21 protein-coding genes are annotated in these 22,956 nt (G+C 63.6%); 1 reads left to right on the top strand and 20 read right to left on the bottom strand.

Annotated elements, in window-relative coordinates; translation table 11 throughout:
- Positions 1 to 62 precede the first annotated feature (62 nt).
- From AB688_RS15255 to AB688_RS15230, 6 genes are all read right to left on the bottom strand, one after another.
- Entirely contained in the window at positions 63 to 680 is a 618-nt protein-coding gene (locus AB688_RS15255) for an START domain-containing protein (protein ID WP_063544985.1), read from the bottom strand.
- Positions 681 to 801: 121 nt separating this feature from the next.
- Complete coding sequence (locus tag AB688_RS15250) at positions 802 to 1,638, bottom strand: bifunctional allantoicase/(S)-ureidoglycine aminohydrolase (protein ID WP_063544984.1); 837 nt, start codon at positions 1,636 to 1,638, stop codon at positions 802 to 804.
- Positions 1,639 to 1,797: 159 nt separating this feature from the next.
- Positions 1,798 to 2,493 carry a hypothetical protein gene (locus AB688_RS15245; protein ID WP_063546731.1) on the bottom strand — a complete coding sequence of 232 codons (696 nt, stop codon included), beginning with the start codon at positions 2,491 to 2,493 and terminating at the stop codon, positions 1,798 to 1,800.
- 158 nt (positions 2,494 to 2,651) lie between these two features.
- Positions 2,652 to 3,743, bottom strand: a complete 1,092-nt coding sequence (locus AB688_RS15240; RefSeq protein ID WP_063544983.1) for a hypothetical protein — start codon at positions 3,741 to 3,743, stop codon at positions 2,652 to 2,654.
- A 25-nt stretch (positions 3,744 to 3,768) separates the two neighbouring features.
- Complete coding sequence (locus tag AB688_RS15235; RefSeq protein ID WP_063544982.1) at positions 3,769 to 4,407, bottom strand: LysE family translocator; 639 nt, start codon at positions 4,405 to 4,407, stop codon at positions 3,769 to 3,771.
- A gap of 2 nt (positions 4,408 to 4,409) precedes the next feature.
- Positions 4,410 to 5,186, bottom strand: a complete 777-nt coding sequence (locus tag AB688_RS15230; RefSeq protein WP_063544981.1) for a YqcI/YcgG family protein — start codon at positions 5,184 to 5,186, stop codon at positions 4,410 to 4,412.
- A gap of 163 nt (positions 5,187 to 5,349) precedes the next feature.
- Here AB688_RS15230 and AB688_RS15225 point away from each other — a divergent pair, with 163 nt between their 5' ends.
- The gene (locus AB688_RS15225; protein WP_063544980.1) at positions 5,350 to 6,270 is read left to right on the top strand and encodes a LysR substrate-binding domain-containing protein; all 921 of its coding nucleotides are present in this window, start codon (positions 5,350 to 5,352) and stop codon (positions 6,268 to 6,270) included.
- A 62-nt stretch (positions 6,271 to 6,332) separates the two neighbouring features.
- Here AB688_RS15225 and AB688_RS15220 read toward each other — a convergent pair whose 3' ends face one another.
- The 14 genes from AB688_RS15220 to msuE all read right to left on the bottom strand — a co-directional run bounded on the left by AB688_RS15220 (position 6,333) and on the right by msuE (position 22,624).
- The gene (locus tag AB688_RS15220) at positions 6,333 to 6,797 is read right to left on the bottom strand and encodes a DUF1348 family protein (RefSeq protein WP_063544979.1); all 465 of its coding nucleotides are present in this window, start codon (positions 6,795 to 6,797) and stop codon (positions 6,333 to 6,335) included.
- 131 nt (positions 6,798 to 6,928) lie between these two features.
- Positions 6,929 to 7,660, bottom strand: coding sequence for a zeta toxin family protein (locus AB688_RS15215; protein ID WP_063544978.1), 732 nt, complete (start codon positions 7,658 to 7,660; stop codon positions 6,929 to 6,931).
- A complete protein-coding gene (locus AB688_RS15210) occupies positions 7,647 to 7,925 on the bottom strand; it encodes a hypothetical protein (RefSeq protein WP_054890885.1) in 279 nt (92 codons plus the stop codon). The genes AB688_RS15215 and AB688_RS15210 overlap by 14 nt, the downstream gene beginning before the upstream one ends.
- Positions 7,926 to 8,115: 190 nt before the next feature.
- Complete coding sequence (locus AB688_RS15205) at positions 8,116 to 9,297, bottom strand: MFS transporter (protein WP_063544977.1); 1,182 nt, start codon at positions 9,295 to 9,297, stop codon at positions 8,116 to 8,118.
- Between the two features lie 79 nt (positions 9,298 to 9,376).
- Positions 9,377 to 10,180 (bottom strand): 2,5-didehydrogluconate reductase DkgB, encoded by an 804-nt coding sequence (dkgB, locus tag AB688_RS15200; RefSeq protein ID WP_063544976.1) that lies wholly within the window; start codon positions 10,178 to 10,180, stop codon positions 9,377 to 9,379.
- 235 nt (positions 10,181 to 10,415) lie between these two features.
- Positions 10,416 to 12,773, bottom strand: coding sequence for a TonB-dependent siderophore receptor (locus AB688_RS15195; RefSeq protein WP_231100243.1), 2,358 nt, complete (start codon positions 12,771 to 12,773; stop codon positions 10,416 to 10,418).
- A gap of 166 nt (positions 12,774 to 12,939) precedes the next feature.
- Positions 12,940 to 14,589, bottom strand: a complete 1,650-nt coding sequence (locus tag AB688_RS15190) for a cyclic peptide export ABC transporter (protein ID WP_054890665.1) — start codon at positions 14,587 to 14,589, stop codon at positions 12,940 to 12,942.
- Between the two features lie 16 nt (positions 14,590 to 14,605).
- Positions 14,606 to 15,940 (bottom strand): lysine N(6)-hydroxylase/L-ornithine N(5)-oxygenase family protein, encoded by a 1,335-nt coding sequence (locus AB688_RS15185; RefSeq protein WP_054890664.1) that lies wholly within the window; start codon positions 15,938 to 15,940, stop codon positions 14,606 to 14,608.
- Between the two features lie 115 nt (positions 15,941 to 16,055).
- Positions 16,056 to 16,916 carry a formylglycine-generating enzyme family protein gene (locus AB688_RS15180; RefSeq protein ID WP_063544975.1) on the bottom strand — a complete coding sequence of 287 codons (861 nt, stop codon included), beginning with the start codon at positions 16,914 to 16,916 and terminating at the stop codon, positions 16,056 to 16,058.
- 14 nt (positions 16,917 to 16,930) lie between these two features.
- Entirely contained in the window at positions 16,931 to 18,208 is a 1,278-nt protein-coding gene (locus tag AB688_RS15175; protein ID WP_063544974.1) for an aminotransferase class V-fold PLP-dependent enzyme, read from the bottom strand.
- A 15-nt stretch (positions 18,209 to 18,223) separates the two neighbouring features.
- Entirely contained in the window at positions 18,224 to 19,576 is a 1,353-nt protein-coding gene (pvdM, locus tag AB688_RS15170; RefSeq protein WP_063544973.1) for a pyoverdine-tailoring dipeptidase-like protein PvdM, read from the bottom strand.
- 164 nt (positions 19,577 to 19,740) lie between these two features.
- Positions 19,741 to 20,856, bottom strand: coding sequence for a sigma-54 interaction domain-containing protein (locus AB688_RS15165; protein WP_063544972.1), 1,116 nt, complete (start codon positions 20,854 to 20,856; stop codon positions 19,741 to 19,743).
- Between the two features lie 10 nt (positions 20,857 to 20,866).
- Positions 20,867 to 22,054 carry an acyl-CoA dehydrogenase family protein gene (locus AB688_RS15160; protein ID WP_063546727.1) on the bottom strand — a complete coding sequence of 396 codons (1,188 nt, stop codon included), beginning with the start codon at positions 22,052 to 22,054 and terminating at the stop codon, positions 20,867 to 20,869.
- A 9-nt stretch (positions 22,055 to 22,063) separates the two neighbouring features.
- Positions 22,064 to 22,624 carry an FMN reductase gene (gene msuE / locus AB688_RS15155; protein WP_054890659.1) on the bottom strand — a complete coding sequence of 187 codons (561 nt, stop codon included), beginning with the start codon at positions 22,622 to 22,624 and terminating at the stop codon, positions 22,064 to 22,066.
- Positions 22,625 to 22,956 lie beyond the last annotated feature (332 nt).

Below are 22,956 nucleotides of genomic sequence, written 5' to 3'. Positions count from 1 at the left end.
GAGGGGCGCAGACGCTCCGAAGTGCGTGTAGGAACGCTCCTAAACCGCTTCGGCCAGGAGCGTCAGGGTTGGCGCTCGGCCACCGCTCTGAGCGTTTTCAGCGTGACCATTGGCGCGTCGACCACAAAACGATTGGCCAGCCAGCCCGGTACATCACCGGCAGGATCGGCCTGCAGCCGATAGGTGACCTCGGTATCACGTTCGGCCAGCGGGTGCATGATCCACTCACCTTGCAATTGGCGCACGCGAATGAAGCCGGGGGCCTCCGGCACCTTGTCCGGGTCAGCGCCGAGCCTGCGAATCAGTGAGCCGTCGTCGAGCCGCTCGGTACGTACGCGCAGGACCATGTCCCGGGGTTGCGCCGGCCAGGGCAGCTCGGTGGTGAGGTAGACCCAGGTGCTGTCGCCATCCACTTCCAGCAGGCGCATCTGTGCGCAGGCGTACAACCACTTGCAGGCGACACGCAGGTTTTCCTGAAGATCGCTCAGGGTGCGGACACTGGCCTTGATGCGGACAACGCCGCGAAATTGCTGGTAGAGCGATCCCTGGACGTCGCCAAGATAAATGTCGATGCCGCTTTCCTGGTGCGTGAGGCGCCAGTTGTCGGCAGACAACGCAAGCGTCGGCAGGACAAGTGCGCAGAGCATGGCGAGGCGAATTCGGGACAGGAGCTGCGGCATGTTCAGGCTCCACGCAGAGGGTCACCCTAGTATGCGCGGGAACAGGCAGAACGATCATGAAGATGATGTTGCGCCGATCAGGGCCGTGGCCAACCCCGATCGGTTGATGCAGGTGGGCGCCTCAGCGCTGCGGATTGAGCGTCAGGTGCACGTGACGGTTCACGTCCTTGTACAGCAGGTAGCTGAACGGCCCTGGACCACCCGAGTAGCAGGCTTGTGGGCAGAACGCACGCAGCCACATGAAGTCACCGGCTTCCACTTCCACCCAGTCCTGGTTGAGGCGATATACCGCCTTGCCTTCGAGCACGTACAAGCCGTGTTCCATGACGTGGGTTTCAGCAAACGGAATCACGCCGCCTGGCTGGAAGGTCACGATGTTGACGTGCATGTCGTGACGCATGTCGGCCATGTCGACGAAGCGAGTGGTGACCCAGCGCCCTTCGGTGCCCGGCATCTCGATGACCGTGGCGTTATCGCGGTGCGTGACGAACGATTCGGGAACCGCCAGGCCTTCGACTTTCTGGTAGTGCTTGCGCAGCCAGTGGAAAGTGACGTTGGCCTTGCTGTTGTTGCGCAGGCTCCAGTCGGCCCCTGGTGCGAGGAAGGCGTAGCCACCAGGCACCAAGGTGTGGTGCTTGCCTTCGACGGTGATGTCGATCTCGCCTTCGACGACGAACACCACGGCTTCGGCATTCGGGTCCAGCTCAGGGCGTTCGCTGCCGCCTTCAGGGGCGACTTCGACGATGTACTGCGAGAAGGTTTCGGCAAAACCAGTCAGTGGGCGGGCGATGACCCACATGCGCATCTTGTCCCAGAACGGCAAGTGGCTGGTGACGATGTCACGCATCACGCCCTTGGGAATGACGGCATAGGCCTCGGTGAACATGGCACGGTCAGTCAGCAGCTCGGTTTGAGCCGGGTGCCCACCGTGGGGGGCGAAGTAGGAGTGATTCGACATGGACAGTCTCGACTTGTTGTTCTCTCCCCGTGCCGTGAACCGCACCGTCCGGTGCGGCGCAGGGGATGTACGGACAGCATAGGGGCGAGGCCCTGGCATCCACAAATTAAATGTTGGAATACCCGGTATTTGCTGGCTGAATGCTCAGCGGTCGTGCGGTCAGCGATTGCTGGTCAGCCGCTGCTGGGCCGCCGCGCAACCGTTGATCTCCACCGCCTTCTGCAGAAAAACCTGACGCCGTTGCGGGTCGAGCTCGCCGAGCAGGCGGTAGACCTCCGCCTGGTAGTCGCGCTGACGCCCCCATTGAAGTTCCAGGCCTTGCGGGCGACTGCGGTTGCAAGCCAGTCGAGTGGCGGGTTGCGGATAGTAGGCGGCGTAAAGGGTCGCCATGCTCGGAATGGCTTCCAGCGCCTCGCGGTAGGCGAGAGTATGGTTGTAGGACGGGCACCAGTTAGCAATTGCTGTCGCTGGCGGGGCGAAGCCCTGGCGCAGGCTGGCTTCGAGCAATGGGCAGGCAGCGTCGGCAATTTTCCCGGCAGGCAGGTAAGTCATGTAATACAGAGCCAAGCGGTACTGCGCTACGGGATGGCCCAAGGCAACCGACTTTTCCAGTAGCGCTACCGCCGTTGGCAATGTGCGGGCCATGGCCTGGCCCTGGCGGCTGAGCTCCGGATCATTGGTCTCGGCTGTGCGCAGTGGGCTGGGGCTGTCATCCTCGGTGTCGGCCTGCTCGAGCAATGGCAATGCCTGCCGGTAGAGAAGATCGGCATGGGGGTCGATGCGAACGTCGAGCGCCTGGGCGGCAAACGGCGTCAGCGCTGCGAACAAGCCCGAAAGGAAGACGGCTGGACTCACGAGTGGGCCTCGCAGGCTGGCGCCCAAGTGGGACGAACCAGAAGCGTTTGGGCAGCAGGGGTGTTCATGACGAATTCGCGTTTGCCTCGGGCTACCGGGAGCGGTGAAGGGCTATTCTAGCCATCCCGAGGTGCTGTCGAAAGAGGCTTTGTCGACTGTCAGACGAGCTTGAATGGCGTGACCTTGCGGTTGGCGTACTTTTCCTGGGCCAACCCCAGCTTTGCGGTGATGACCTTGGCCAGGGCATTGTTGCCCAGGTCGTTGAAATGCAGCCGATCGATGAACAGATGTTCGTTGAACACCGGTGAGCTGCTGAGCATACCGTTCATGTCATAGCAGGGTACGCTCTGCGCCTGACTCTTGATGCGTCGGAAGAAGGTTGAGTGCAGTTCGCTGTCGTAGACACCCTCCAGCAGCCGGTCGAAGTTGCCCGGCTGACGGTCCAGCGCCGAGAGCATGGCCTGCTCGCCGACGGGCAACTGCTCGCGGCACCAGGGCAGCAGTGGCTGCAGGATGAACGTCAGGGAGGTGTGGCTGTCGGCCAGTAATCGCTCCCATTGGCACAGGGTACGGCCGATGCAATCGGCGGCGCGAAGCAGGCGCTTTTCCGGCGCTGACAGCGGCCAGGCCCAGGGCGCTGGCGCCGAACGACGGGGCGCCAGGCTTTGCCCCAGACGCTGCCAGAACGAGGCCCGTCCGGGTTTGGCCAGTTGCACGCCCTCGTTGAAGCTGTTGAGAAAACGCTGGTATGGCCGGGCCCCTTCAGGTTCCTGGTCACCTGAAAGAATTTCGCCAAGCCCTTCCTGGGCCAAGGTGTTGAGGCCGCTGAGTACCACGACATGGCCGATCTGGCCAAGGCGATGCTGGTGGCTGAGGAACATCAGCAGCTCCTGGGTGGCGTTCAGGCCGCAGCCGGCCAGGTTCAACCAGATCTCGCCAGTGAGCATCGATAGGTAGGAGGCCACGGTGTGTTCATCGGAGCTGGCGCCGATACCCAGCGCAGTAGAGCCGCCCACCAGCAGGTTGATGCGCGCCGCGCCGCCGCGCTCGGCCAGTGAAAATCGCTTGCCGGCGCAGTGGCTGTAGCGCAGGCCCAACGCATCGGTATTGATGGTGTCTGAGCGGTAGCCGCGCTCGTGCACGTAAAGGGTATGCGGTGCGCGGCGTCCGCCGAGCAGCAGGAAGCGCTGGTAGTCTTCTCGCAGGGGAATGGCGCTGCCCACGTCCGGGGTGATGTCGATCGGTGTCATGGGCGCTCCTGGGAATCGGGCGGGCTCAGGCGGCCAGCTCCTTGAGGTTGTAGAGCAGGCCGCCCGCGGCGATCAGCAGCAGGGCGACGCCAGAGGCCAGGCTGATCAGGCGGTTGCTGCGCTGCGAAGCGATCTTGCCGATGGCGAAGATGTAGAGGCTCAGCACCGCGAAGTCGATGGCGATCCACAGTAGCGACAGCACCACCATGCTCTTCTCGAAGGATTCAGTGACCTGGATGAACTGCGGGAAGAAGGCGATGAAGAAGATGATGTCCTTGGGGTTGGAAATGCCCACCATGAAACCTTGCAGCAGGCCGCCTCGGCCGGCGCTGCGCGGCGTTTCGACGGTTTCGGCGGCGTGCTCCCGAGGTTGCTGCTGCAGTGCTTCGCGCAGCGTGCCCACGGCGATGTAGCCGATGAACAGGCAGCCCAGCAGGCTCATGCTGCTGAGCCAGGCTTTGTCGATCGCGGCGCTGGTCATGATGATCCAGGCGGCAGCACCAATCAGCACCAGTGACGCCCAGTTGGTGCCGACGGCGGTGAACAGGGCCTTGCGCGAACCGGAGGCGGCAGCGGTGTTGACGATCAGCGCCACTACCGGGCCTGGCGTGGCGATCAGCAGCAGGACGGTAAGGGCGTAGGTAGCAGTCAGTGCGGTATTCACATTCAGTTCTCGATCTGGTTTTCAGGCGTTGCAGCGGCATGGAAGGGGCAGCGCGACGGGTTGAGCGAGCCGGCCTCCTGGAGTTGGTACTGCTTCCATTCGAAGTTGTCGTCCTGGCCGAAGAACCCCAGGCTGTCGGGGATGACCCCGTCGTTGTACTGCGCAACCCGCTCACGTATCCGCGCACGGATGCGCTGGCCACTTTCGGTGCCTGCACTGGCCACTTCGTCGAAGCTCTCCCGTGGGTTGATGACGAAGGCGATGCTGTTGCCCAGGTTGCGGCTTTTCATCTGGCGATGGGCGGGAAAGCTCATGTTGATGAACAGTGGCATGCCGGCAAAGCAGAACGACCACTGAGTGTCATGCGGGTCCCGTGGCACATCCTGTGGCCAAGGCTGAGGGTCGCGGGCGTGGACCTGCTGGAGGATCTTCCAGGCCAGGGCCTGCTGTTCGGCCAGCGTTGCGTCGGTGGTCGTTTCCAGAAACACCAGCAGCGGGTTGCCGATGCGCTGCTTGAGCGGGATCGGCGCGATGGTACTGACGTAGTCGGCGAGACCGCGGGCGATATCATTGGCCGGATCATCGGCGCGGGCGAAAATGATGTGGCAGGTGGCGGCAGCGACCGCCTTGCGTCCGAAGAGACAGGGAAAGCCAGGGTTGCCGAGGATTTCCTTGAAGTGCTCTATGGTCTTGTAGGTCCAATGCTGCCTGTTCCGAACATGTTCATCGGCCAGCTCTAGCGCATCCAGGCGATAGCAGTTTCCATAACCCGTAAACATGGTTTCCCCAGGAAGTTTCTATAAGGTGGTTTTTCTGCCTTATCGCGGCGTGTTGGTTAGCTGTAATTGTTATTTAACGGCATTTTCAAAGAACCTCCCAAGGTTGTAAAACGCCTGGAACTATGACCTACTATTAGTTTCACTCATGCTTTGGACGGCGACGATGTCAGAACGGATTCCAGCCCTGCACGCCTTGCGTGCCTTCGAAGTGGCTTCTCGTTACGGCTCCTTCACCCGCGCAGCGGAGGAACTGGCCCTGACCCAAGGGGCAGTAAGCCACCACATCAAGACCCTCGAAGCCATGTTCGGTTGCGACTTGTTCGAGCGCCGTGGCCCCAAGCTGCGCTTGACCGAGCACGGTCGGTTGCTGGCCCAGGAGCTCAAGGTCGGCTTCAAGATCATCGAGAATGCTTGCGCATTGTTGCGCCAGGACCGTTACGGCCTGCGCCTGAAAGCCGCCTCCACGCTCACCGTGCGCTGGCTGCTCAAGGCACTGGACGGTTTCAAGAAGATCGACGACAGCTGCAGCGTGCAACTGTCGAGCGTGTGGATGGACATCGACACGGTAGATTTCTATTCCGAGCCCTACGATTGCGCCATCCTGCTGGGCAGCGGCAATTTCCCTGCCGATGTGGAGAGCTTGAAGCTGTTCGATGAATGGCTGATTCCGGTCTGCCACCCCGACTACCTCAAGGATCCTGAGCCAGACCTGTCGGTGCTACGCGACTGTGAATTCCTGCATCCCTCGTCCGACCGCCGTGATTGGCGGCGCTGGTTGGCGCGGGTCGATGCCCTGGACATCAGCATCGATCAAGGGCAGGTGTTCGACACCCTTGACCAAGGGATCTCCGCAGCCCAGCAAGGGCTGGGCATTTCGGTGGTCGATCTGGCACTGGCCAGTGCCGACCTGGCCGCCGGGCGCCTGATCACACCCTTCAAGCAGGCCGTGGCGACTGGCGATGGCTATTACATGACCTGGCTCAAGGCCAGCCCCAAGGCCCGGCAGATGAGCAAGCTGCGCGATTACCTGCTTGGCCAGGTGCCACCGCTGGCGCTCAAGGACATCAACTACCTGTACGGTTGAATACCGTAAAAGCACTTCGCCCAGGCCTGTCACGACAGGCCTGGGCGAATGCGTCTGCAAGATCAGAAGCCGAAGCTGCTCAGCCCCGGATGGTCATCCGGACGACGCCCCAGCGGCCAACGGAACTGGCGTTCTTCTTCCGTGATCGGCATCTCGTTGATGCTGGCGTGACGGTTCTGCATCAAACCATCGGCGGCGAACTCCCAGTTCTCGTTGCCATAAGCGCGGTACCACTGGCCGCTGTCATCGCGGTACTCATAGGCATAGCGTACGGCGATGCGGTTTTCGGTGAAGGCCCAGAGCTCCTTTATCAGGCGGTATTCGTGCTCACGATTCCACTTGCGGGTCAGGAAGGCCTGTGCCTCGTCGCGGTTGGTGGCGAAGTCGACCCGGTTACGCCAGCGAGTGTCGAGGGTGTAGGCGAGGGCAACCTTGGCCGCATCGCGGCTGTTCCAGCCATCCTCGGCCAGGCGGACTTTCTCGATAGCGGTTTCGCGGGTGAACGGGGGCAATGGTGGGCGGGACATCGCGGGACTCCTCATGTGCAGGCCCGGAAGAAGTGGCCTGATGGATGAAGCGTAGGCTCAAGCGTGTTCGCTGGGAATCAGTGCAGGCGGCAGTTCATAATTGCGGCAACTGGAATAATCATGGACCAGCCTCAGGGTTCGACTTCGTCCACATAGGCCTCAAAGAACCAGTCCGGGATCTCCTCGGTGCGATACTCCAACTGCGTGCCATCGGTGATCTCTGCGAGCCATAGCGCGCTCTGCTGCGAGTTGTCGAATACAAAGGCCCGGTTGCTGGCGGCGATGGCCTCCGGCAACAGGTCGAGCGAACGTCCATAGCGACTGCGCACCAGGTCCGGCCTGACCGGATGCCCGCCCTGGCGGACACGGATGGCCACCCGGTCGATGTTGATTTCCGGGTTCTCCGTCGAGACGAAGTAGAGGTAGGTGCGGTAGCCACTGGCTTGTGCCTGGCGCATGAACTCGATCTTGCTGCCATGGGACATGACGGTTTCGAAGGTGAAGCTGGCCCGGGCTTCGAGCAGGCGCTGGCGGATGAAGTCGGCGATGACCGAGGCGAAGTAGGCATCCATGCGTACCGCACGGTAGTCGATCCGCTGCTCCTCGAGCCCCAGTCGCCCGACCTGCCCGGCAAGTCGCTTGCTGATGATCAAGGGATGCTCTAGGTGGAACGCCAGCACGTCAGGCAGCGTGGCCTGGATGCCGAAGAGGGAGAGGTCGATGAAGCCGCTGGCCTTGGCCTGGGTTTCCAGCTCGTCGGCATTGACGAAGAGGCGGGTCAGTGCGGCGGGGAGGCTGGCCTTGATGGTGCTCTTGCCGGAGCCGTTCGGACCGGCAAAGACCCGCAGCCTAGGCACGCTCACCGGCGCTGCTGTCGTCGACCTTGCGAACGGTGACAACCTCGCCGAGCTTGACCCTGCGCCGTGGGCCGGCCTTGGCCAGGACGGTCCGGGCGCCATCCGCGTTGACCCTGACCAGTTCGCCGTCGTCAGTGGTCAGCACCCCCTGCTGGCTCATCTGCAGGGCGCGCTGATAGGCGCTGAGTGTCGCCTCACGGGCATGCTCGGGTACTGTCTGCTCAAGGGCGTCGAGCTCAGGTTCGGAGACTTTCCTGGCTTTTGCGGTCATCGTGATGTACCTCCGGTCAGCCACGAAGGGGCTGTGTGCATGAGGAGCATCATAGCGCTGGCTGCGCAGGAAAACATCAGCAGGTGGCATGGCGAAGGTTCTGAAGAGGGGCCATTCGATACTGGCAGAAGACGCGGTTCAGCGTTTCCCCATTACCTGTAGTCCCTCTCCGAAGAGCCCTGTACGGTGCTTACAGCGCTTCGCTGATGGTGCTGTTCGCCACCTTGTTGCGTCCCCCCAGCCACACCAGCAGCAGCGCGGCCGCCGACAGCAAACCGCCGGCCATCGGCACCGCGGCGTAGCCCAGGTCCAGGCTGATCACCGCGCCGCCCAGTGCGGCACCGACCGCATTGCCCAGGTTGAATGCACCTACATTGATCGACGAGGCCAGGCCTGGGGCCTCGGCCGCCGCAATCATCACCCGCATCTGCAGCGGCGGCACCACGGCGAAGGTGAATACCCCCCAGACCAGCAGGGCCAGCGCAGCACCGACATGGCTATCCAGCACCAACGGCATCAGCAGCATGATCACCGCCAGGGTACCGAGGAAGATCCGTGCCGCGCCGTCCAGCGACCAATCGGCCAGACGACCTCCAAGGCTGTTGCCGAGGGTGAAACCGACACCGATCAGCACCAGGCCCAGTGTGACGAACGCATTGGAGGCACCGGTCAATTCCGCAAGCACCGGGGCCACATAGGTGTACAGCGTGAACATGGCGCCTGCGCCGAGCACCGTGGTGGCCATCGCCAGCAGCACGCTGGGGCGGGCGATCACCGCCAGTTCCTTGCGCACATGCGGCACGCTGCCACGCTCGCCTTTGGGCAGGGCGTACCACAAGGCACTGATGGCGATCAGACCGAGCACGGCGGTGCCGGCGAAGGCCATGCGCCAGCCGATCTGCTGGCCGATCCAGGTGGCGGCCGGTACGCCGCCGATATTGGCGATGGTCAAGCCCATGAACATGGTGGCAATGGCACTGGCCTGCTTGTCCTTGGGTACCACGCTGGCCGCGACTACCGCGCCCAGGCCGAAGAATGCGCCGTGGTTGAGGCTGGTGATCAGGCGCGAGGCCAGCAGGGTGTAATAGTCCGGCGACAGCGCCGACAGCAGATTGCCGACGGTGAAGATGCTCATCAGCATCATCAGTGCAGCACGCTTGCCGAAGCGGCTGAACAGCAGGGTCATGATCGGTGCGCCGACCATCACGCCGATGGCGTAGGCGGTGACCAGCATGCCGGCAGTGGGGATGCTGGCGTTGACACCTTCGGCGATGACCGGCAGCAGGCCCATGGGGGCGAATTCGGTGGTGCCGATGCCGAAGGCGCCGATGGCCAGGGCAAACAGGACCCGTTTAGGGGAAAGCGCGCTCATCGGAAACTCCGGGTTATGGCGAATTCAGGAATGTCAGGTGTGGCGTCGACCGCAGTCGACGCCCAAATGCGGCGAGGGATCAGTCCCAGGCCGGCGCCAGGCCGTCCGGGCTGACTTCGCGGCCATTGCGCTCCAGGTCTGCGATCTGCGCCATGTCCTCTTCGTCCAGGTGCAGGTCACGGGCAAGCAGGTTGCTGGCCAGGTTCTCGCGCTTGGTGGAGGAGGGGATGATGGCATAGCCCAGTTGCAGCGCCCATGCCAGGGCGACCTGGGCCACCGTGGCCTTGTGCTTGGCAGCGATCTTGGCCAGTACCGGGTCCTTGAGCACCTTGCCGTAGGCCAGGGTCATGTAGGACGTGACGGTGATGCCCTGCTCCTTGAGGAAGGCCGCGAGCTTGCGGTTCTGCAGGTAGGGGCTGAGCTCGATCTGGTTGGTGGCGATTTCGCCCTTGCCAACCACATCGATGGCCTGGCGGGTCAGCTCGATGTTGAAGTTGGAGATGCCGATCTGGCGGGTCAGGCCGAGCTTCTTGGCTTCGGCCAGGGCGCCCATGAATTCGCGCAGCTCGACACCGTTGCCTGGGGCGGGCCAGTGGATCAGGGTCAGGTCGACATGATCGGTGCGCAGCTTGGCCAGGCTCTCGCGCAGGCTGGGGATCAGCTTGTCGGCAGCATAGCTGTCGGTCCAGATCTTGGTGGTGATGAACAGCTCGTCACGAGGCACACCGCTTTCGGCGATGGCCTGGCCCACGTCGGCCTCGTTCTTGTAGATCTGCGCGGTGTCGATGACCCGGTAGCCCAGCTCCAGGGCGGACTTGACCGAGTCGATGACGGCTTGGCCGGTGAGGCGGAAGGTGCCGAGGCCGAAGGATGGAATGCTCATGGATCTGCTCCTGCTATAGGGGAATTCGGGATCGATCGGGAGGCGCTGGCGCCTGGACACATCGACCATTCGAGTGGGGAGCAGTTTGAAGGTTGCAGCGGGGTTGATTAAGAGGGGCGGGGGGCAAGGTCTTTTGACCTGGAGTCAGGAATGGCGGGTGATTGCTTCGTGTGGTAGGCGTTTCGATCGCGCCAGAATGGATCGGGCCTGACTGGCAGGCCCGAGGGTGCAGAGGTTACAGCGTCCACCTCATGGTGACGGTGAAGTTGCGCGGATCGCCGAAGATGTTGGCCCCTGCCGGGTTGCTGATGTTCTGGTAGTAACGCTTGTCGAACACGTTGTTCAGGTTGCCTTGCACGGTGAAGTGCTTGTTGATCCGGTAGGCGGTCATCAGGTCGGTCACGCTGTAGCCGCCCTGTTGCACACCGAAGCTGGTATAGGCCCGGCTCTGGGTACGGAAGCCGCCACCGATGCTCCACTGGTTCAGGTCACCCGGCAATTGGTACACGGTGTTGACCTTGAACAGGTTGTAAGGGGTGTCGCTGTCGAAGCGGTCGCCCTTCTGTTGAGTACCGGTTTCCTTGGCGTACTTGGCGGCGGCATAGGTGTAGCCGACCGACGCCTGCCAGCCCTCGGCGAGCATGCCTTGCACTTCCAGCTCGACGCCCTTGGTTTCGACTTCGCCCGCCGCCTCGTAGCAGCCGTCGGAGAGGTCCGGGCAGGACGACTGGGGCAGGGCCTTGGCGAGGTTTTCCTGGTTCAACTGGAAGTAGGCCAGGCTCACGTTCAGGGCGCCGCCGAAGTATTCGCCCTTGATCCCGGTCTCGTAGTTGGTGCCGGTGACCGGGTCGAGGATGGAACCGGTGGCCGAGCGGGATTCCTGCGGCTTGAAGATACGCGTCCAGCTGGCGTACACCGAGTAGGTGTCGTTCAGGTCGTAGACCACGCCGGCATAGGGCGTGAACTCGCGGGTGGCCTTGGAGCTGCCGCCAAAGGCGAAGTCGCCGGACTGGGTCTGCTGTTCGTATTCATACCAGTCCAGACGCGAGCCGAGGGTCAGCTTGAGGTCGTCCTGGATGTTGAAGCGAACGGTGGCGTAGGTGCTGGACTGCTCGACCTTGCCCTTGCGCGACCAGTTGAAGTCGATCTCGGGCTTGGGCACCGAGCCGAAATCGAACGACAGCGGATCGACCGGGTAATCGAAGGTGCCCAGCGGGCCGCCGCCAGGGCCGTCGTCGGTGCGGTCGTGGCGGTAGCTGCCACCGAGCACCAGTTCATGGGTGCGACCGAACAGGCTGAACGGGCCACTGACATAGCCATCGACGCTCTTCTGGGTGTGCTCGTAGGTGTAGCGGCCTACGTTGAGCTGCAGGGTGTCCGCCGCCTGGTCGAGGCGATAGAAACTGGTGCCGAGCATGTCCATCTCACCGCGCAGCCAGGTGGTGTTCAGGCGCAGCTTCCAGTCATTGTCGAAGCGGTGCTCGATCTCGGCGAAGACGCTCTTGTTCTTCTTGTCCCAGTAGGTCCAGGACGGGCTCATGCGGTGCGAGCGAGAGATCGGCAGGAAGTTGCCGTTGGCGTAGGTCGGCAGCCCGGACCAATCGGCGCCAGGGTTGTCCTCGCGGTTGTAGTAGCCGCCCAGGGTGAGGGTGGTGTCCTCGGTCAGGTCGAACTCGGTGATGCCGTACATCAACTGGCGTTTGTTGCTGTAGTCGTCGACGAAGCTGTCCTTGTCCTGCAGCGCGACGACGGCGCGACCCCGTACGCTGCCGCTGTCGTTGAGCTTGCTGCTGGCGTCGAGTTCGGTACGAAAGTTGTTCCACGAGCCTGCGCTGGTGGTGATCGACATCTGCGGCTCGATGGTTGGTCGCTTGCGGATCAGGTTCAACGTCCCCGAGGGGTTGCCGGCACCGACCATCAGGCCGGAGGCGCCGCGCACCACTTCCACGCGATCGAACATCGACAGCATCGAGGTGCCTAGGGTGTCGGTATCGTAGGCCACCGGCAGGCCGTCGATCATGATGTTGTCGACCGAGGTGCCGCGCGAATAGAAGGTCGGACGTTCACCGCCGGTCTTGCGCAGGGTGAGGCCAGGAGTGTACAGCGAGACGTCTTCGAGGGTCTGCATGTTCTGGTCGTTCATGCGCTGGCGGGTCAGCACCGTGACCGACTGCGGCGTGTGGCGCAGCGACGTCGGCAACTTGGTCGCCGTGCTCATCGAGCCTGTGGTGTACGAGCCTGTGCCTTCGGTGGTCTCGCCCAGCACGCCGGCATTGACGTTGGTCGCCCCCAGTTCCACCGCGCCGCCTTCCCTACGGCCGCTGATGGTCACTGTGGTGCCGTTGACGCTGTAGCCAAGGCCCGTGCCGCCGAGCAATTGGCGCAACGCGGCATCGGGCTCCAGCGAACCCTTGACCGCGGTGCTGCGCAGGCCGCTGATCTGGTCGGGAGAGTACAGCAGTTGCCACTGGCTCTGCTGCCCGAAGGCAATCAACGCGCTACCAAGCGCCTGCTGGGGAATGTTGAAGGCCACTTGCTGGGCCTGGGCAACCATCGGCGCTGCCAGCATCATGCCGACAGCGGTGGCGGGCAAGCCGGACGCCATGAGGCGCCGGACAAGCATGGCCTTTGACAACGGGCGAAGGTTAGGGAAGACGTGCATTGGCAGACTCTATGATGGTGTTGTAGATAATGATTTGCATTACATCTAGTGAGACGCACACACACAGCAGAACCGGAAAAATCCGGTTCTGTTTTTTTCAGGCGGGTGTCAGCTCCTCGACGACTTTGCCGGCTTCCAGCCTCACGAGCTGGTCGGCCATGTCGAAGTAGCGGTCATCGTGGGAGATCACGATGATGGTCTTGCCCAGGCGCTTGAGGTCCGGGAGTAGCTCGGTATAGAAGATGCGACGGAAGGTCGGATCCTGGTCGGCGGCCCATTCATCGAAGACCAGCACCGGGCGTTGTTCGATCCAGGCATTGACCAGCGCCAGGCGCTTGCGTTGCCCGGTGGACAGGTCGGTGGTGCTGAACTGGCCATCGCTGACCTTGACCTTGTGGGCGATTTCCAGGCGCTCCAGGTACTGGTTGGCATCCTCGGGAATCGCCTGGTCGCCCTGAACCAGGTCGTCGAACAGGTAGTAGTCGGCGAAGACCGTAGTGAACAGCTGGCGGTAATCGTCGCGCGATTCGGCATCCACGGCCTTGCCATTGACCTTGATCTGGCCCTGCTGAGGGGCATAGAGCCCCAGCAGCAGCTTGATCAGGGTGGTCTTGCCGCAGCCGTTCTCGCCGACGATGAACACGATGTCGCCTTGGGCGATCTTCAGGTTGACCGGCCCGAGGGTGAAGGGGCGGGCATCGCCGACCGGCGGGAAGGCAAAGCCGACATCGCTCAGTTCCAGGCTGTGCACCTGTGGTGCGGCTTGACCGGAGTCGGCCAGCAACAGGTGAGGCTCGGGGGTGGCGAAACGCTCCGACAGCTCGGCAATGCGCTGGAAGGCAATGCGCGCCCGGCCAATGATCGGCAGGGTGCTGATCAGGTGCTCCAGCGGCCCTTTCATGTACAGCAGCACCAGCACGAAACCGCTCATGACGCTGGCATCGGCACTGGGCCAGAGCGATTGCAGCACCAGGGCCAGGCCGATGACCACGAAGAACAGCATCGAGCCCAGGCTCTTGGCGACCACGAAGGTGTTGATCGAGCGTGTCTGCAGATCGCGGATCCGTTCGGCCGTGTCGCTGATGCCATGCTGGAACATGCGCTGGCGGCGCGGGCGGTGGATACGCAGCTCCTTGGCACCGGCGGCGATTGCACTGTAGTGCTTCTGCAACTGGTCTTCGGCATCGCGCGCTGCCATGAACCCACGAATACCGCGGGACTGCGCCACCGACTGGATGGCGATGCCAATGGCCAGCGCAGCCAGCATCATCAGGAACATCGGCCAGGACAGCATCGCCAGGTAGCCCAGGCAGCCCAGGGTGACGGTCAGCGAAATCGCCAGTGGCGCGAAGGCGAAAGCGAAGTCGCTGATGGTGTCCACGTCATGGGTCAGGACCGGGATCAGGCGGTGGCTGCGAAAGCGCTCGATCTGTTCGATCGGTGCCGCCAGCACCTTCTCGCCCAGCTCCTTGCGCAGCTTGGCGATGATGTGCTGGCCCACCTGGTTGGTGCCGATGTCGGAGAGAATGCTGCTGACCAACGCCAGGGCACACAGCCCGACGAATCCCAGCACCAGCCCCTGGCTCAGCCCGCCTTCGGTGTGCAGCCCGGTGTTGATGGTGGCCAACAGGGCGGTGACGCTCAGGCCACCGACCATGCCCAGGGCAATCGACAGGGCGACCACCGGCCAGAAGGGCCGCAGCAGCGTCAGCAGCTCACGCACAGCCCCACGGGGTTGTTTGCTCATCGGAAGGTTCCTGTCTTCAGGCGCTGGTCATGCGCAGCGCGGCCGGGGCGTTGCTGGCGTGCTTGCCCAGGTGCTGGTAAAGCGACTGACCGATTTCTGCGGCACGTGCCGGCAGCACCGACAGCAGGGTGTCGCTGAGCCCGTGCGAGGCTTCGCAGAAGCCTTGCAGGTAGACGCTGGCGCCGAACTCGGGGCTCGCCAGGGCGCGGTAGTCGCGGTCGACCTCGAAGTCTTTCAGGTGCTGCTGCAGCGGAGCCAGCAGGTCGCGGTGGGAGCGACGCTCGTAGCCGGTGGCGAGGATCACCGCGTCGTAGCGGTGGGTCTGGCGAACGTCGGTGGCCAGGTCGCGCAGGGTCAGCTCGATACCTTCGGCGGTGTCGACCACCGTTTCGATGGTGCGCCGGCACAGCACGGCATGGCGATACTGGTGGGCGACCTTCTGGCGATACAGGATGCCGTAGATGCGTTCGAGCAGGTCGACGTCGACCACCGAGTAGTTGGTGTTGTGGTACTCGCCGATCAGTTTCTCGCGTTCGGCGTGCGGCTGGTTGAACACCAGGTCGGTGTACTCGGGGGCGAAGATTTCATTGACGAACGGGCTGTCGTCGGCAGGCTTGAGTGCCGAGGCGCGCAGGATCATGTCGACCTTGACCGACGGGTAGCTGTCATTGAGGTCGATGAATGCCTCGGCAGCGCTCTGGCCCGAGCCGATCACGGCGATGCGCATGGGCTTGCCGCTGTTGCACGGCAGCTGCTGCAGGGCGCTCAGGTACTGGGAGTGGTGGAACACGCGCGGGTCGTTCTTGAACGGGCGGAAAGCATCGGGAACCTTGGGCGTGCCGCCGCTGCCGACCACCACCGAGCGGGCCCGGCGCTGGTGCTCCTGGCCGTGCTGGTCACGCGAGACCAGGCGCAGGTGATCGACCCGGCCATCACGCAGTTCCGGTTCGATGCGCAGCACTTCCTCGCCATACACCGCCTGGGTGGCGAAATGTTCGGCGGCCCAGCGCAGGTAGTCGTTGTACTCCAGGCGGCAAGGGTAGAAGGTGCCCAGGTTGATGAAGTCGGCCAGGCGCTGCTTCTGGTGCAGGTAATTGACGAAGCTGTAGGGGCTGGTGGGGTTGCGCAGCGAGACCAGGTCCTTGAGGAAGGAGATCTGCAGCTCGCTCTGGGTAGCCAGGGTATTGCCGTGCCAGCGGTAGTCGCTCTGCTTGTCGATGAACAGCGCGTCGAGGGCGTGGCCGTTGGTTTCGGCGAGCTCTTCCAGGGCAATGGCCAGTGCCAGGTTGGAAGGGCCGAAGCCGACGCCGATAAGGTCGTGGATTTTGTCGGGCGAAGAGGTCTGGCTCATGGTTGCGGTTCCTTGGATGGTCGAGTGGGGGCGCCGCGTGGGGCGCCCCGAGTCCTGCGCAAGTACACCGATAGGAACGAGCCGAGGGTGGGAGAATTTACCGCCGCGTAGCGCCTCAGAGCTCGCGGACTACCCGAAAACCGAGCCAGTCGCCACGGTCGTCGCGAACCGTGGTGTTGCGGTTGCCCGAACGCGAGAAGATCGGCGCTTCACCCCAGTCGTTGCCACGGATGGAGATTTGCGTGCAGCCCGCCTCGGTGCGCGCGCTGCCGTCGGCCGGGGCGCCGACATAGCTGTCGTGGTAGCAGTCGGCGACCCATTCGTAGACATTGCCGTGCATGTCGTAGACGCCGAAGGCGTTGGCCGGGAAGCTGCCGACCGGCGAGCTGAAGCTGTAGCCATCCTTGGGGCCGTAGACGTTGGCGTTCTTGCTGATCTCGAGGTTGGCGTCCGGCTCGAACGGGAACATGCCGGTGCTGCCGCCGCGTGCGGCGTATTCGCGCTGGGCTTCGCTGACCATGGCGTAGTGCTTGCCGGTCTTCTTCGACAGCCAGGCCACATAGTGCTCGATGTCGCCGTAGCTCATGCACACCGCCGGCTGGCGAGGGCCTTGCGGGTAGCTGGGCTTGCTATTGGTGCAGCGCCGTCCGGGGCGGTCGTCGCCGTCGGCGATGACGACGCCGGTGGCCTTCTGGTAGTCGTCCCATTCACCGGCGGTGATCTGGAAGCGGCTGATGGCGAATGGCTTGGCGAAGGTCACAGGGTGCTGCGGACCTTCGTCGTCCTGGCGGCCCATCTCGTCGGGCGGAGTGCCCATGGTGAAGGTGCCGGCAGGCAGTACGACCATTTCCGGGCAGGTCCTGGCGCAGTCGCGGAACACTGTGCCGGGCTTGTCCGACGGCTGCGCGGCCAGGGCCGGCAGGCTGCAGGCGGCCAGCACGGCGGCCAGGGTAAGGCGGTGCAGAGGTGTGCTCATGGGAGATGCCTTGTTCAAAGTTGCTGGGTAATCAGGTGCATGACCCGGTCGATCTGCTGTTCGTCGTTGAGCAAACCTGGCGCCAGGCGGATGACGGGGCCAACGTCGCGCTCCACGGCATCGCACATCACCTTGCCCGCGATCAGCTTGGCGGCGAAGGCATCCGGGTCCTTACCGGGCACGCGGAAGAAGGTGAAGCCTGCCGAGAACTGCGCGCTGCGCGGCGTCACCAGTTCGATGCGGCGGTCTTCGAGCAGGCGCTCCTTGAGCAGGGCATTGAGCTGGTGGATGCGCGCCTGCACATCGGCCTTGCCCAGTTGCAGGTGCAGCTTGAACGCCTCGCCCAGTGACCAGCGGTGTTCGAAGGCGTGGTAGCCGCCGGGGGTCATGATGGTGGCGAAGTCTTCATCGCGGGAGAAGGTCGCCACGCTGGGCGTGAGGTGATCCATGCCGGTCGAGGCGGCGCAGATGATGCCGGTGCCGCGCGGGCCGAACATCCACTTGTGGGTGCCGGCGATGAAGTAGTCGCAGTTGAAGTCGGCGAAGCGCTGGTTCTCCACGCCGAAGCCGTGCACGCCGTCGACCACATAGAGGATGCGCTCGGCTTCACTGCGGTCGCGGTTGTGGCGGCGCACCAGTTCGCCGATCTCGCCGACCGGCAGCTTGACGCCGCTGCTTGAGTGCACCCAGGTCATGCCCAGCACGCGGGTCTCTGGGCGGATATTGCGCTCCAGGGTTGTCAGCACCTGGTCGGTGGACACGTCCCATGGGTTGTCGAACAGGCGGATCTTGCGCACCTGCGTACCCTCGCGCTGGGTGCGGAAGGCCAGGGTCTTGTGGGTGGAGTAATGCTCGTGCTCGGTGGTCAGGATCTCCTGCTTCGCGCCGACCTGCAGGCCGCCATAGATCATGGCCAGGCCTTCGGTGGTGCTGCCGGTCAGTGCGATCTGCCGCGGACCGACCTCCAGATAGCGTGCGGCCCAGTCACGCACTTCGTCCTCGCGCTGCCATTCGTACTGGCTTTCCCAGTCCATCAGGGCGGCGGGGTTGCGGTCGAGGTCGGCGCGGTGGCGGTCGATCGCTTCCTGCACCGGCCGCGGGTGGGCGGTGACCAGGAAGTTGGCGAAGTGGGCGATGTCCGGATCCAGCGGGAACAGCGTGCGCAGGTTGCGCCATTTGTCCGTGCCGGTGAGCGTTGCTGGCGACGAGGTTGCAGCCAGCGCGCCAGGCAGCAGCGGCAGGCTCGCGGCGACCAGGCCGGCCTGCTTGAGAAAGGTACGACGGTTGCTCATGCGGGCAGGCCTTGATCAGTGTTGGGTGGACGCGACAGGTTGACCGGCTTTTTGCACCTGGTCCCAGACCCGCAGGAAGTTGCCGGCCCAGAGCTTGGCGATATCGGTTTCGCTGTAGCCACGGCTGAGCAGCTCGGCGGTGACGTTGCGGATCTCGCTGACGTCCTTCCAGCCATCGAGGCCGCCGCCGTCGTTGAAGTCCGAGCTGAGGCCGACGTGGTCGATACCCACCTTCTTCACCGTGTAGTCGATGGCGTCCGCGTACTGCTTGAGGGTCGCCTTGGGTTCTTCTTCAAGAATCCCGTACAGGCTGCTGGCGTACTCGCCGAAACGCGATTCAGGCCAGATGGCGATCACCGCATCGCCCGGCATCAGGGCATTGGCCAGGCCCTGCAGTGGCTGCAGGTCGAAGCGCGCACGCAGCGCCTCGAGTTTTTCCAACACCGGCTTGCCCAGGGGCTTGAGGTATTGGCCAAAGCCCACCACCTGGATCACGCCGCCGCTGTCCTTGATCAGCTGCATTTCCTTGTCGGAGAGGTTGCGCGGAATGTCCACCAGCGCCCGCGGCGCCGAATGCGAGGCCACGATCGGCGCGCGGCTCAGGCGCACGACGTCTTCCAGGGCCAGGGTCGACATCTGCGAGACATCGATGATCACGCCCAGGTCGTTGAGGCGCTTGACCGCCTGCTCACCCAAGGGCGACAGGCCGCCCAGGGCGTCGGCGGTGTCGTTGAAGAACGGCAGCGGGCGCGAGGAATCGGCCCAGTCGTTGTTGCCGGTGTAGCTGAAGCCGAACATGCGCATGCCGCGTGCTGCCCACAGGTCGAGCTGCGACAGGTCATGGCCCAGCGGGTAAGCGTTGAGCATGCTGATGAAGATAGCGAACTTGCCTTCGCCGTTCAGGCGCCGGAAGTCGTCGGGGGTATAGGCGATACCGACCTGGTTGGGGAAGTCGCGGACCATGCCGCTGATGATCTTGTAGCGCACTTCCTGCTGCTGGCGCGCCTCGTCGACGAAGCCTGGGGTAGGGCGGTGCGGGGCGTTGGGGCCGTTCCAGATTTCCGGCCAACCGAAGATGGTCAGGGCCGCACCGGAAAGACGACCGCGGTTGGCCTTGACCAGGTCGAACTGCCCCGGGCCGTCCTTGTCGATCTCGTTGCCGGTGCTGCCCAGGTCCAGCGGCACCGTGATGTGGCTGTCGAACGAGAGCATGTGCTCATGCAGGGCGTTGGCCTGTTCGACGATCTTGTGCGGGTAGCCGGCATCCTGGCGTTGCCAGTAGAAATAGCCGGCGGCACTGCCCAGGGCGGCCACCAGGGCCAGAGGCAGGCCTATATACAGGGCTGTGCGGGAACGGGTCTTGGTCATTGCCATCTCGTTGCTGGGCTGATCGCAACCGCCTGGCGGGCAAAGGAGCCGCCGGGCAGGGTTCGGGTATCAGGTGGACGAATGGCATGGGGCGAGATTTACGTGCAGCAGCGGCTTTGCCCGCGAAAAGCGCGCCTGGGTGGGTGGCACAGATAATGACGCGCTCAGATCGAGAGGCGCACCATCCGGTTGTCCAACGGCTGCTCCGGTGCGCGGCGCTTGTTCACCACCAGCTCACCGATGGCGATCAGCCGCGTGCGCGTGACGTTGCGCGACAGCCCCAACAACTGCGCGGTATGCACCTGGTTGTAATGGCAGAAGTGATAGGCCGAGCGCAGCAAGGCATTCTCCACCTTTTCGTACAGGTCTCCCGGCTGCTCCTCGTACAGCCGGCTGAACGCCTGCTGCAGCAGTTCATCGATGCCGCCGTCCTTGCTGGCAGAGGCCGGCGAAGGCAGATCGTCCTGACGTTCCAGGCGCAGGTTCGACAGGCGCAAGTCGCGGGCATGGATCAAGCCGTCGCCGCAGGTCAGCAGACTGTGGTGAATCACGTTCTCCAGCTCGCGGATGTTGCCCGGCCAGCTGTAGGCCACCAGCTTGGCCTGGGCGTCGGCTGCCAGTTCCACCGGGCCGTAGCCCAGGCGCTCGCTGTAGCTGCGGATGAAGTGGCGCGCCAGTGGCAGGATATCGCCCGGCCGCTCGCGCAGCGGGTACAGCGAGAGGGTGACGACGTTCAGGCGGTAGTACAGGTCTTCGCGAAAGTGCCCGGCGTTGATGGCCTTTTCAAGTTGCACGTTGGTGGCGGCCAGCACGCGCACATTGATCGGGATGCTCTTGCGTGACCCCAGGCGTACCACTTCGCGTTCCTGCAGCACACGCAGCAGCTTGACCTGGATGGGCAGCGGCAGGTCGCCGATTTCATCGAGGAACAACGTGCCGCCGTTCGCCTCCTCGAACCAGCCGGCCTTGGACGCAAGGGCGCCGGTGAAGGCGCCTTTCTCATGGCCGAACAGTTCGGCCTCGACCAGCGACTCGGAAAACGCGCCGCAGTTGACCGCAACGAACGGGCCGTCGCGGCGGGCACTGAGGTTGTGGATGTGGCGTGCGACCAACTCCTTGCCCGTGCCGGTCTCGCCAATGATCAGGACGCTGGCCTCGCTGGGAGCGACCTGTTGCAGGTGGGCGAGCAGCGCCTGCGACCTGGGGTCTTCGAAGACCTGTGCGGTCGCCCTGATCGAGGTAGCCAATGACGGTGAAGGGGGGAGGGTCAGCAATTGCATGGACGTGCCTTTAGGAATAGAAGGACGGGGCAGGGCGTTTGTCGTTCAGCGCCCACTCGCCCAGTTCATGGATGCGATAGTCCACCGGGTCGTGCAGGGTCTGGGTCCTGAGGTTGCGCCAGTGCCGGTCGAAGCGCAGTGAGGCATGGGTGGCGCGGGCGCCGGTGACTTCGAACAGACGGTTGCAGATGTCCAGCCCATGGCGCGTTGCGGCAACCTTGGCGGTGCCGATGGCCAGGGCCAGGTCGCCACGCGCCTCGGCGCTCAGGTCGTGCTCAAGGGCCCAGGCCGCATCGAGCTGTTCGCAGGCGCGGCGGATCAGCAGGCGCACGCTTTCCAGGCCGACCCAGAACTCACCATAGTGGCGCAGCACATAGGGGTCTTCGCGGCTCTCACTGGCGCTGGAGCGGAACCAGGGGCGACTTTCCTTCAGCGTGTACTGGCGCGCTTCGTCGAAGGCGCCTTCGGCGATACCCAGGAACAGGTTGGCGAAGTGCAGTTGCGCGATCAGCGGACGCAAGGCGGCGAACGGCGTGCTCAGCGGGCCGGGATCGAGCAGCAGTTCGTTGTGCTCGACCCGCACCCGTTCGAAGGTGGCGCTGCCGCTGTCGGTCTGGCGTTGACCGATGTTGTCCCAGTCACCGTGCAGGCTGATGCCGGTACGACCACTGGGGATTGCGGCGATCAGCAATTTGCCGCCGGCGCGTTCGTCCACCGCCGAGGCGATGAGCATTTCCGAGTCGCTGGCGCCGGAGCAGAAGCTCTTCTTGCCGGAAAACTCGCACCACCCCTCGAAGTGCTTGACCTGGGTGCGCGTGTCCAGCGGGTTGAGGGCATTGCCCCAGAACCAATGCTTGCGCGCAGTCTGTTCAAACCAGGGTTGCCATTGGTCAGGACGCGAGAACAGGCGCACGGTGGCCAGCATCAGGTGGTGGAAACCGAACACGTGAGCAATGGAGCTGTCGACCCGGGCGAACTCACGCACCACATCGAAGGTTTCCCGCCAGGTCGCCCCTTGGCCACCGAAGGCCGTGGGGATGGCCAGTGACAGCAGGCCGCTGTCGCGCAGGGCATCACGCTCGGCCTTGGGGGTGCCGCCGCGTTCGTCGCGTTCGACAGCGGTGAGGGCGAATTGGGCGGCCAGGTCGTGGGCAATGGCCAGTGCCGGGCGCGTGGTGGGTGTCACGGGTGCATTCATGGTGGTCACTCAGGCACTCTTGCGCAGCTGATGGTGAGGGGCGAACAGCGGTACGGCACGCTCGGCGGCCAGACCGATGCGCGCAGCCAGGGCATCACTGGAAACGCGATAGTCCTGTAGCTCGGCCTGGCTGGCATAGACGCCGATGGGCAGGGTCAGTGCCTGCAGGAAACTGAACAACGGGCGCAACTGATGATCCAGCACCAGCGCGTGGCGCTCGCTGCCGCCGGTGGCTGCCAGCAATACCGGGGTGTCCACCAGGGCGTCCTGGCCGATCAGGTCGAACAGGTGCTTGAAGTGCCCCGGGAAGCTGCCCCGGTAGACCGGAGTGGTCACCACCAGCAGGTCGGCCTGTTCGATGTGCTGCAGTTGCTGCTCGACGGTGTCGGGCAGTTCGCTACGCCACAGTGCAGCACCCAGTGGGCGGGCAATATCGCCCAGCTCGATGAGGTGCGGCCGGATGTGCAGGTGCTGGCCAAGCTCGGCGAGGATGGCTTCGGTCAATGCCAGGGTGCGCGAAGGGCGGGAAGTACCACCGGAGAGGGCAACGACGTTCAAGGGGGTGCTCATGGCGAGTCTCCTGTTCGGGTGAGCGGGGGACTTTGCTTGAGCAATCGTCGTGCCGAAGTTTCGATTCCTTTTGAATCAACGGGTTGCCGCGATTTCTGCGACAACGGCCGTGTTGCCAGCGCAGCGGGGTGTTGATCGGGTGTTGCGCTGCAAACAGTTGGCCGGTGTTGGCTGCTGTACAGTTCGAAACGTTATAGAGGAAGTTCTAAACGCGTAAAAGAAATAAGAATTCATATTCTTATTCCTTTTTTGGCAGTCCGTGCTTTGTCCCCCCTTACCCTGTCACCCCTCGCACCCCCGATCCTTTAGCGTGGCGCCATTTCCGACTGGCA

Source organism: Pseudomonas putida (assembly GCF_001636055.1).
Lineage (GTDB): Bacteria > Pseudomonadota > Gammaproteobacteria > Pseudomonadales > Pseudomonadaceae > Aquipseudomonas > Aquipseudomonas machongensis.
This window is presented reverse-complemented; position numbering and strand designations above follow the sequence as displayed.

Bases quoted from the DNA above. Each gene is read 5' to 3' on its own strand.
- AB688_RS15255 (WP_063544985.1), bottom strand. From the start codon at position 680: ATGCCGCAGCTCCTGTCCCGAATTCGCCTCGCCATGCTCTGCGCACTT.
- AB688_RS15250 (WP_063544984.1), bottom strand. From the start codon at position 1,638: ATGTCGAATCACTCCTACTTCGCCCCCCACGGTGGGCACCCGGCTCAA.
- AB688_RS15240 (WP_063544983.1), bottom strand. From the start codon at position 3,743: ATGACACCGATCGACATCACCCCGGACGTGGGCAGCGCCATTCCCCTG.
- AB688_RS15230 (WP_063544981.1), bottom strand. From the start codon at position 5,186: ATGTTTACGGGTTATGGAAACTGCTATCGCCTGGATGCGCTAGAGCTG.
- AB688_RS15225 (WP_063544980.1), top strand. From the start codon at position 5,350: ATGTCAGAACGGATTCCAGCCCTGCACGCCTTGCGTGCCTTCGAAGTG.
- AB688_RS15220 (WP_063544979.1), bottom strand. From the start codon at position 6,797: ATGTCCCGCCCACCATTGCCCCCGTTCACCCGCGAAACCGCTATCGAG.
- AB688_RS15210 (WP_054890885.1), bottom strand. From the start codon at position 7,925: ATGACCGCAAAAGCCAGGAAAGTCTCCGAACCTGAGCTCGACGCCCTT.
- AB688_RS15205 (WP_063544977.1), bottom strand. From the start codon at position 9,297: ATGAGCGCGCTTTCCCCTAAACGGGTCCTGTTTGCCCTGGCCATCGGC.
- dkgB (WP_063544976.1), bottom strand. From the start codon at position 10,180: ATGAGCATTCCATCCTTCGGCCTCGGCACCTTCCGCCTCACCGGCCAA.
- AB688_RS15190 (WP_054890665.1), bottom strand. From the start codon at position 14,589: ATGAGCAAACAACCCCGTGGGGCTGTGCGTGAGCTGCTGACGCTGCTG.
- AB688_RS15185 (WP_054890664.1), bottom strand. From the start codon at position 15,940: ATGAGCCAGACCTCTTCGCCCGACAAAATCCACGACCTTATCGGCGTC.
- AB688_RS15180 (WP_063544975.1), bottom strand. From the start codon at position 16,916: ATGAGCACACCTCTGCACCGCCTTACCCTGGCCGCCGTGCTGGCCGCC.
- AB688_RS15175 (WP_063544974.1), bottom strand. From the start codon at position 18,208: ATGAGCAACCGTCGTACCTTTCTCAAGCAGGCCGGCCTGGTCGCCGCG.
- pvdM (WP_063544973.1), bottom strand. From the start codon at position 19,576: ATGACCAAGACCCGTTCCCGCACAGCCCTGTATATAGGCCTGCCTCTG.
- AB688_RS15165 (WP_063544972.1), bottom strand. From the start codon at position 20,856: ATGCAATTGCTGACCCTCCCCCCTTCACCGTCATTGGCTACCTCGATC.
- AB688_RS15160 (WP_063546727.1), bottom strand. From the start codon at position 22,054: ATGAATGCACCCGTGACACCCACCACGCGCCCGGCACTGGCCATTGCC.
- msuE (WP_054890659.1), bottom strand. From the start codon at position 22,624: ATGAGCACCCCCTTGAACGTCGTTGCCCTCTCCGGTGGTACTTCCCGC.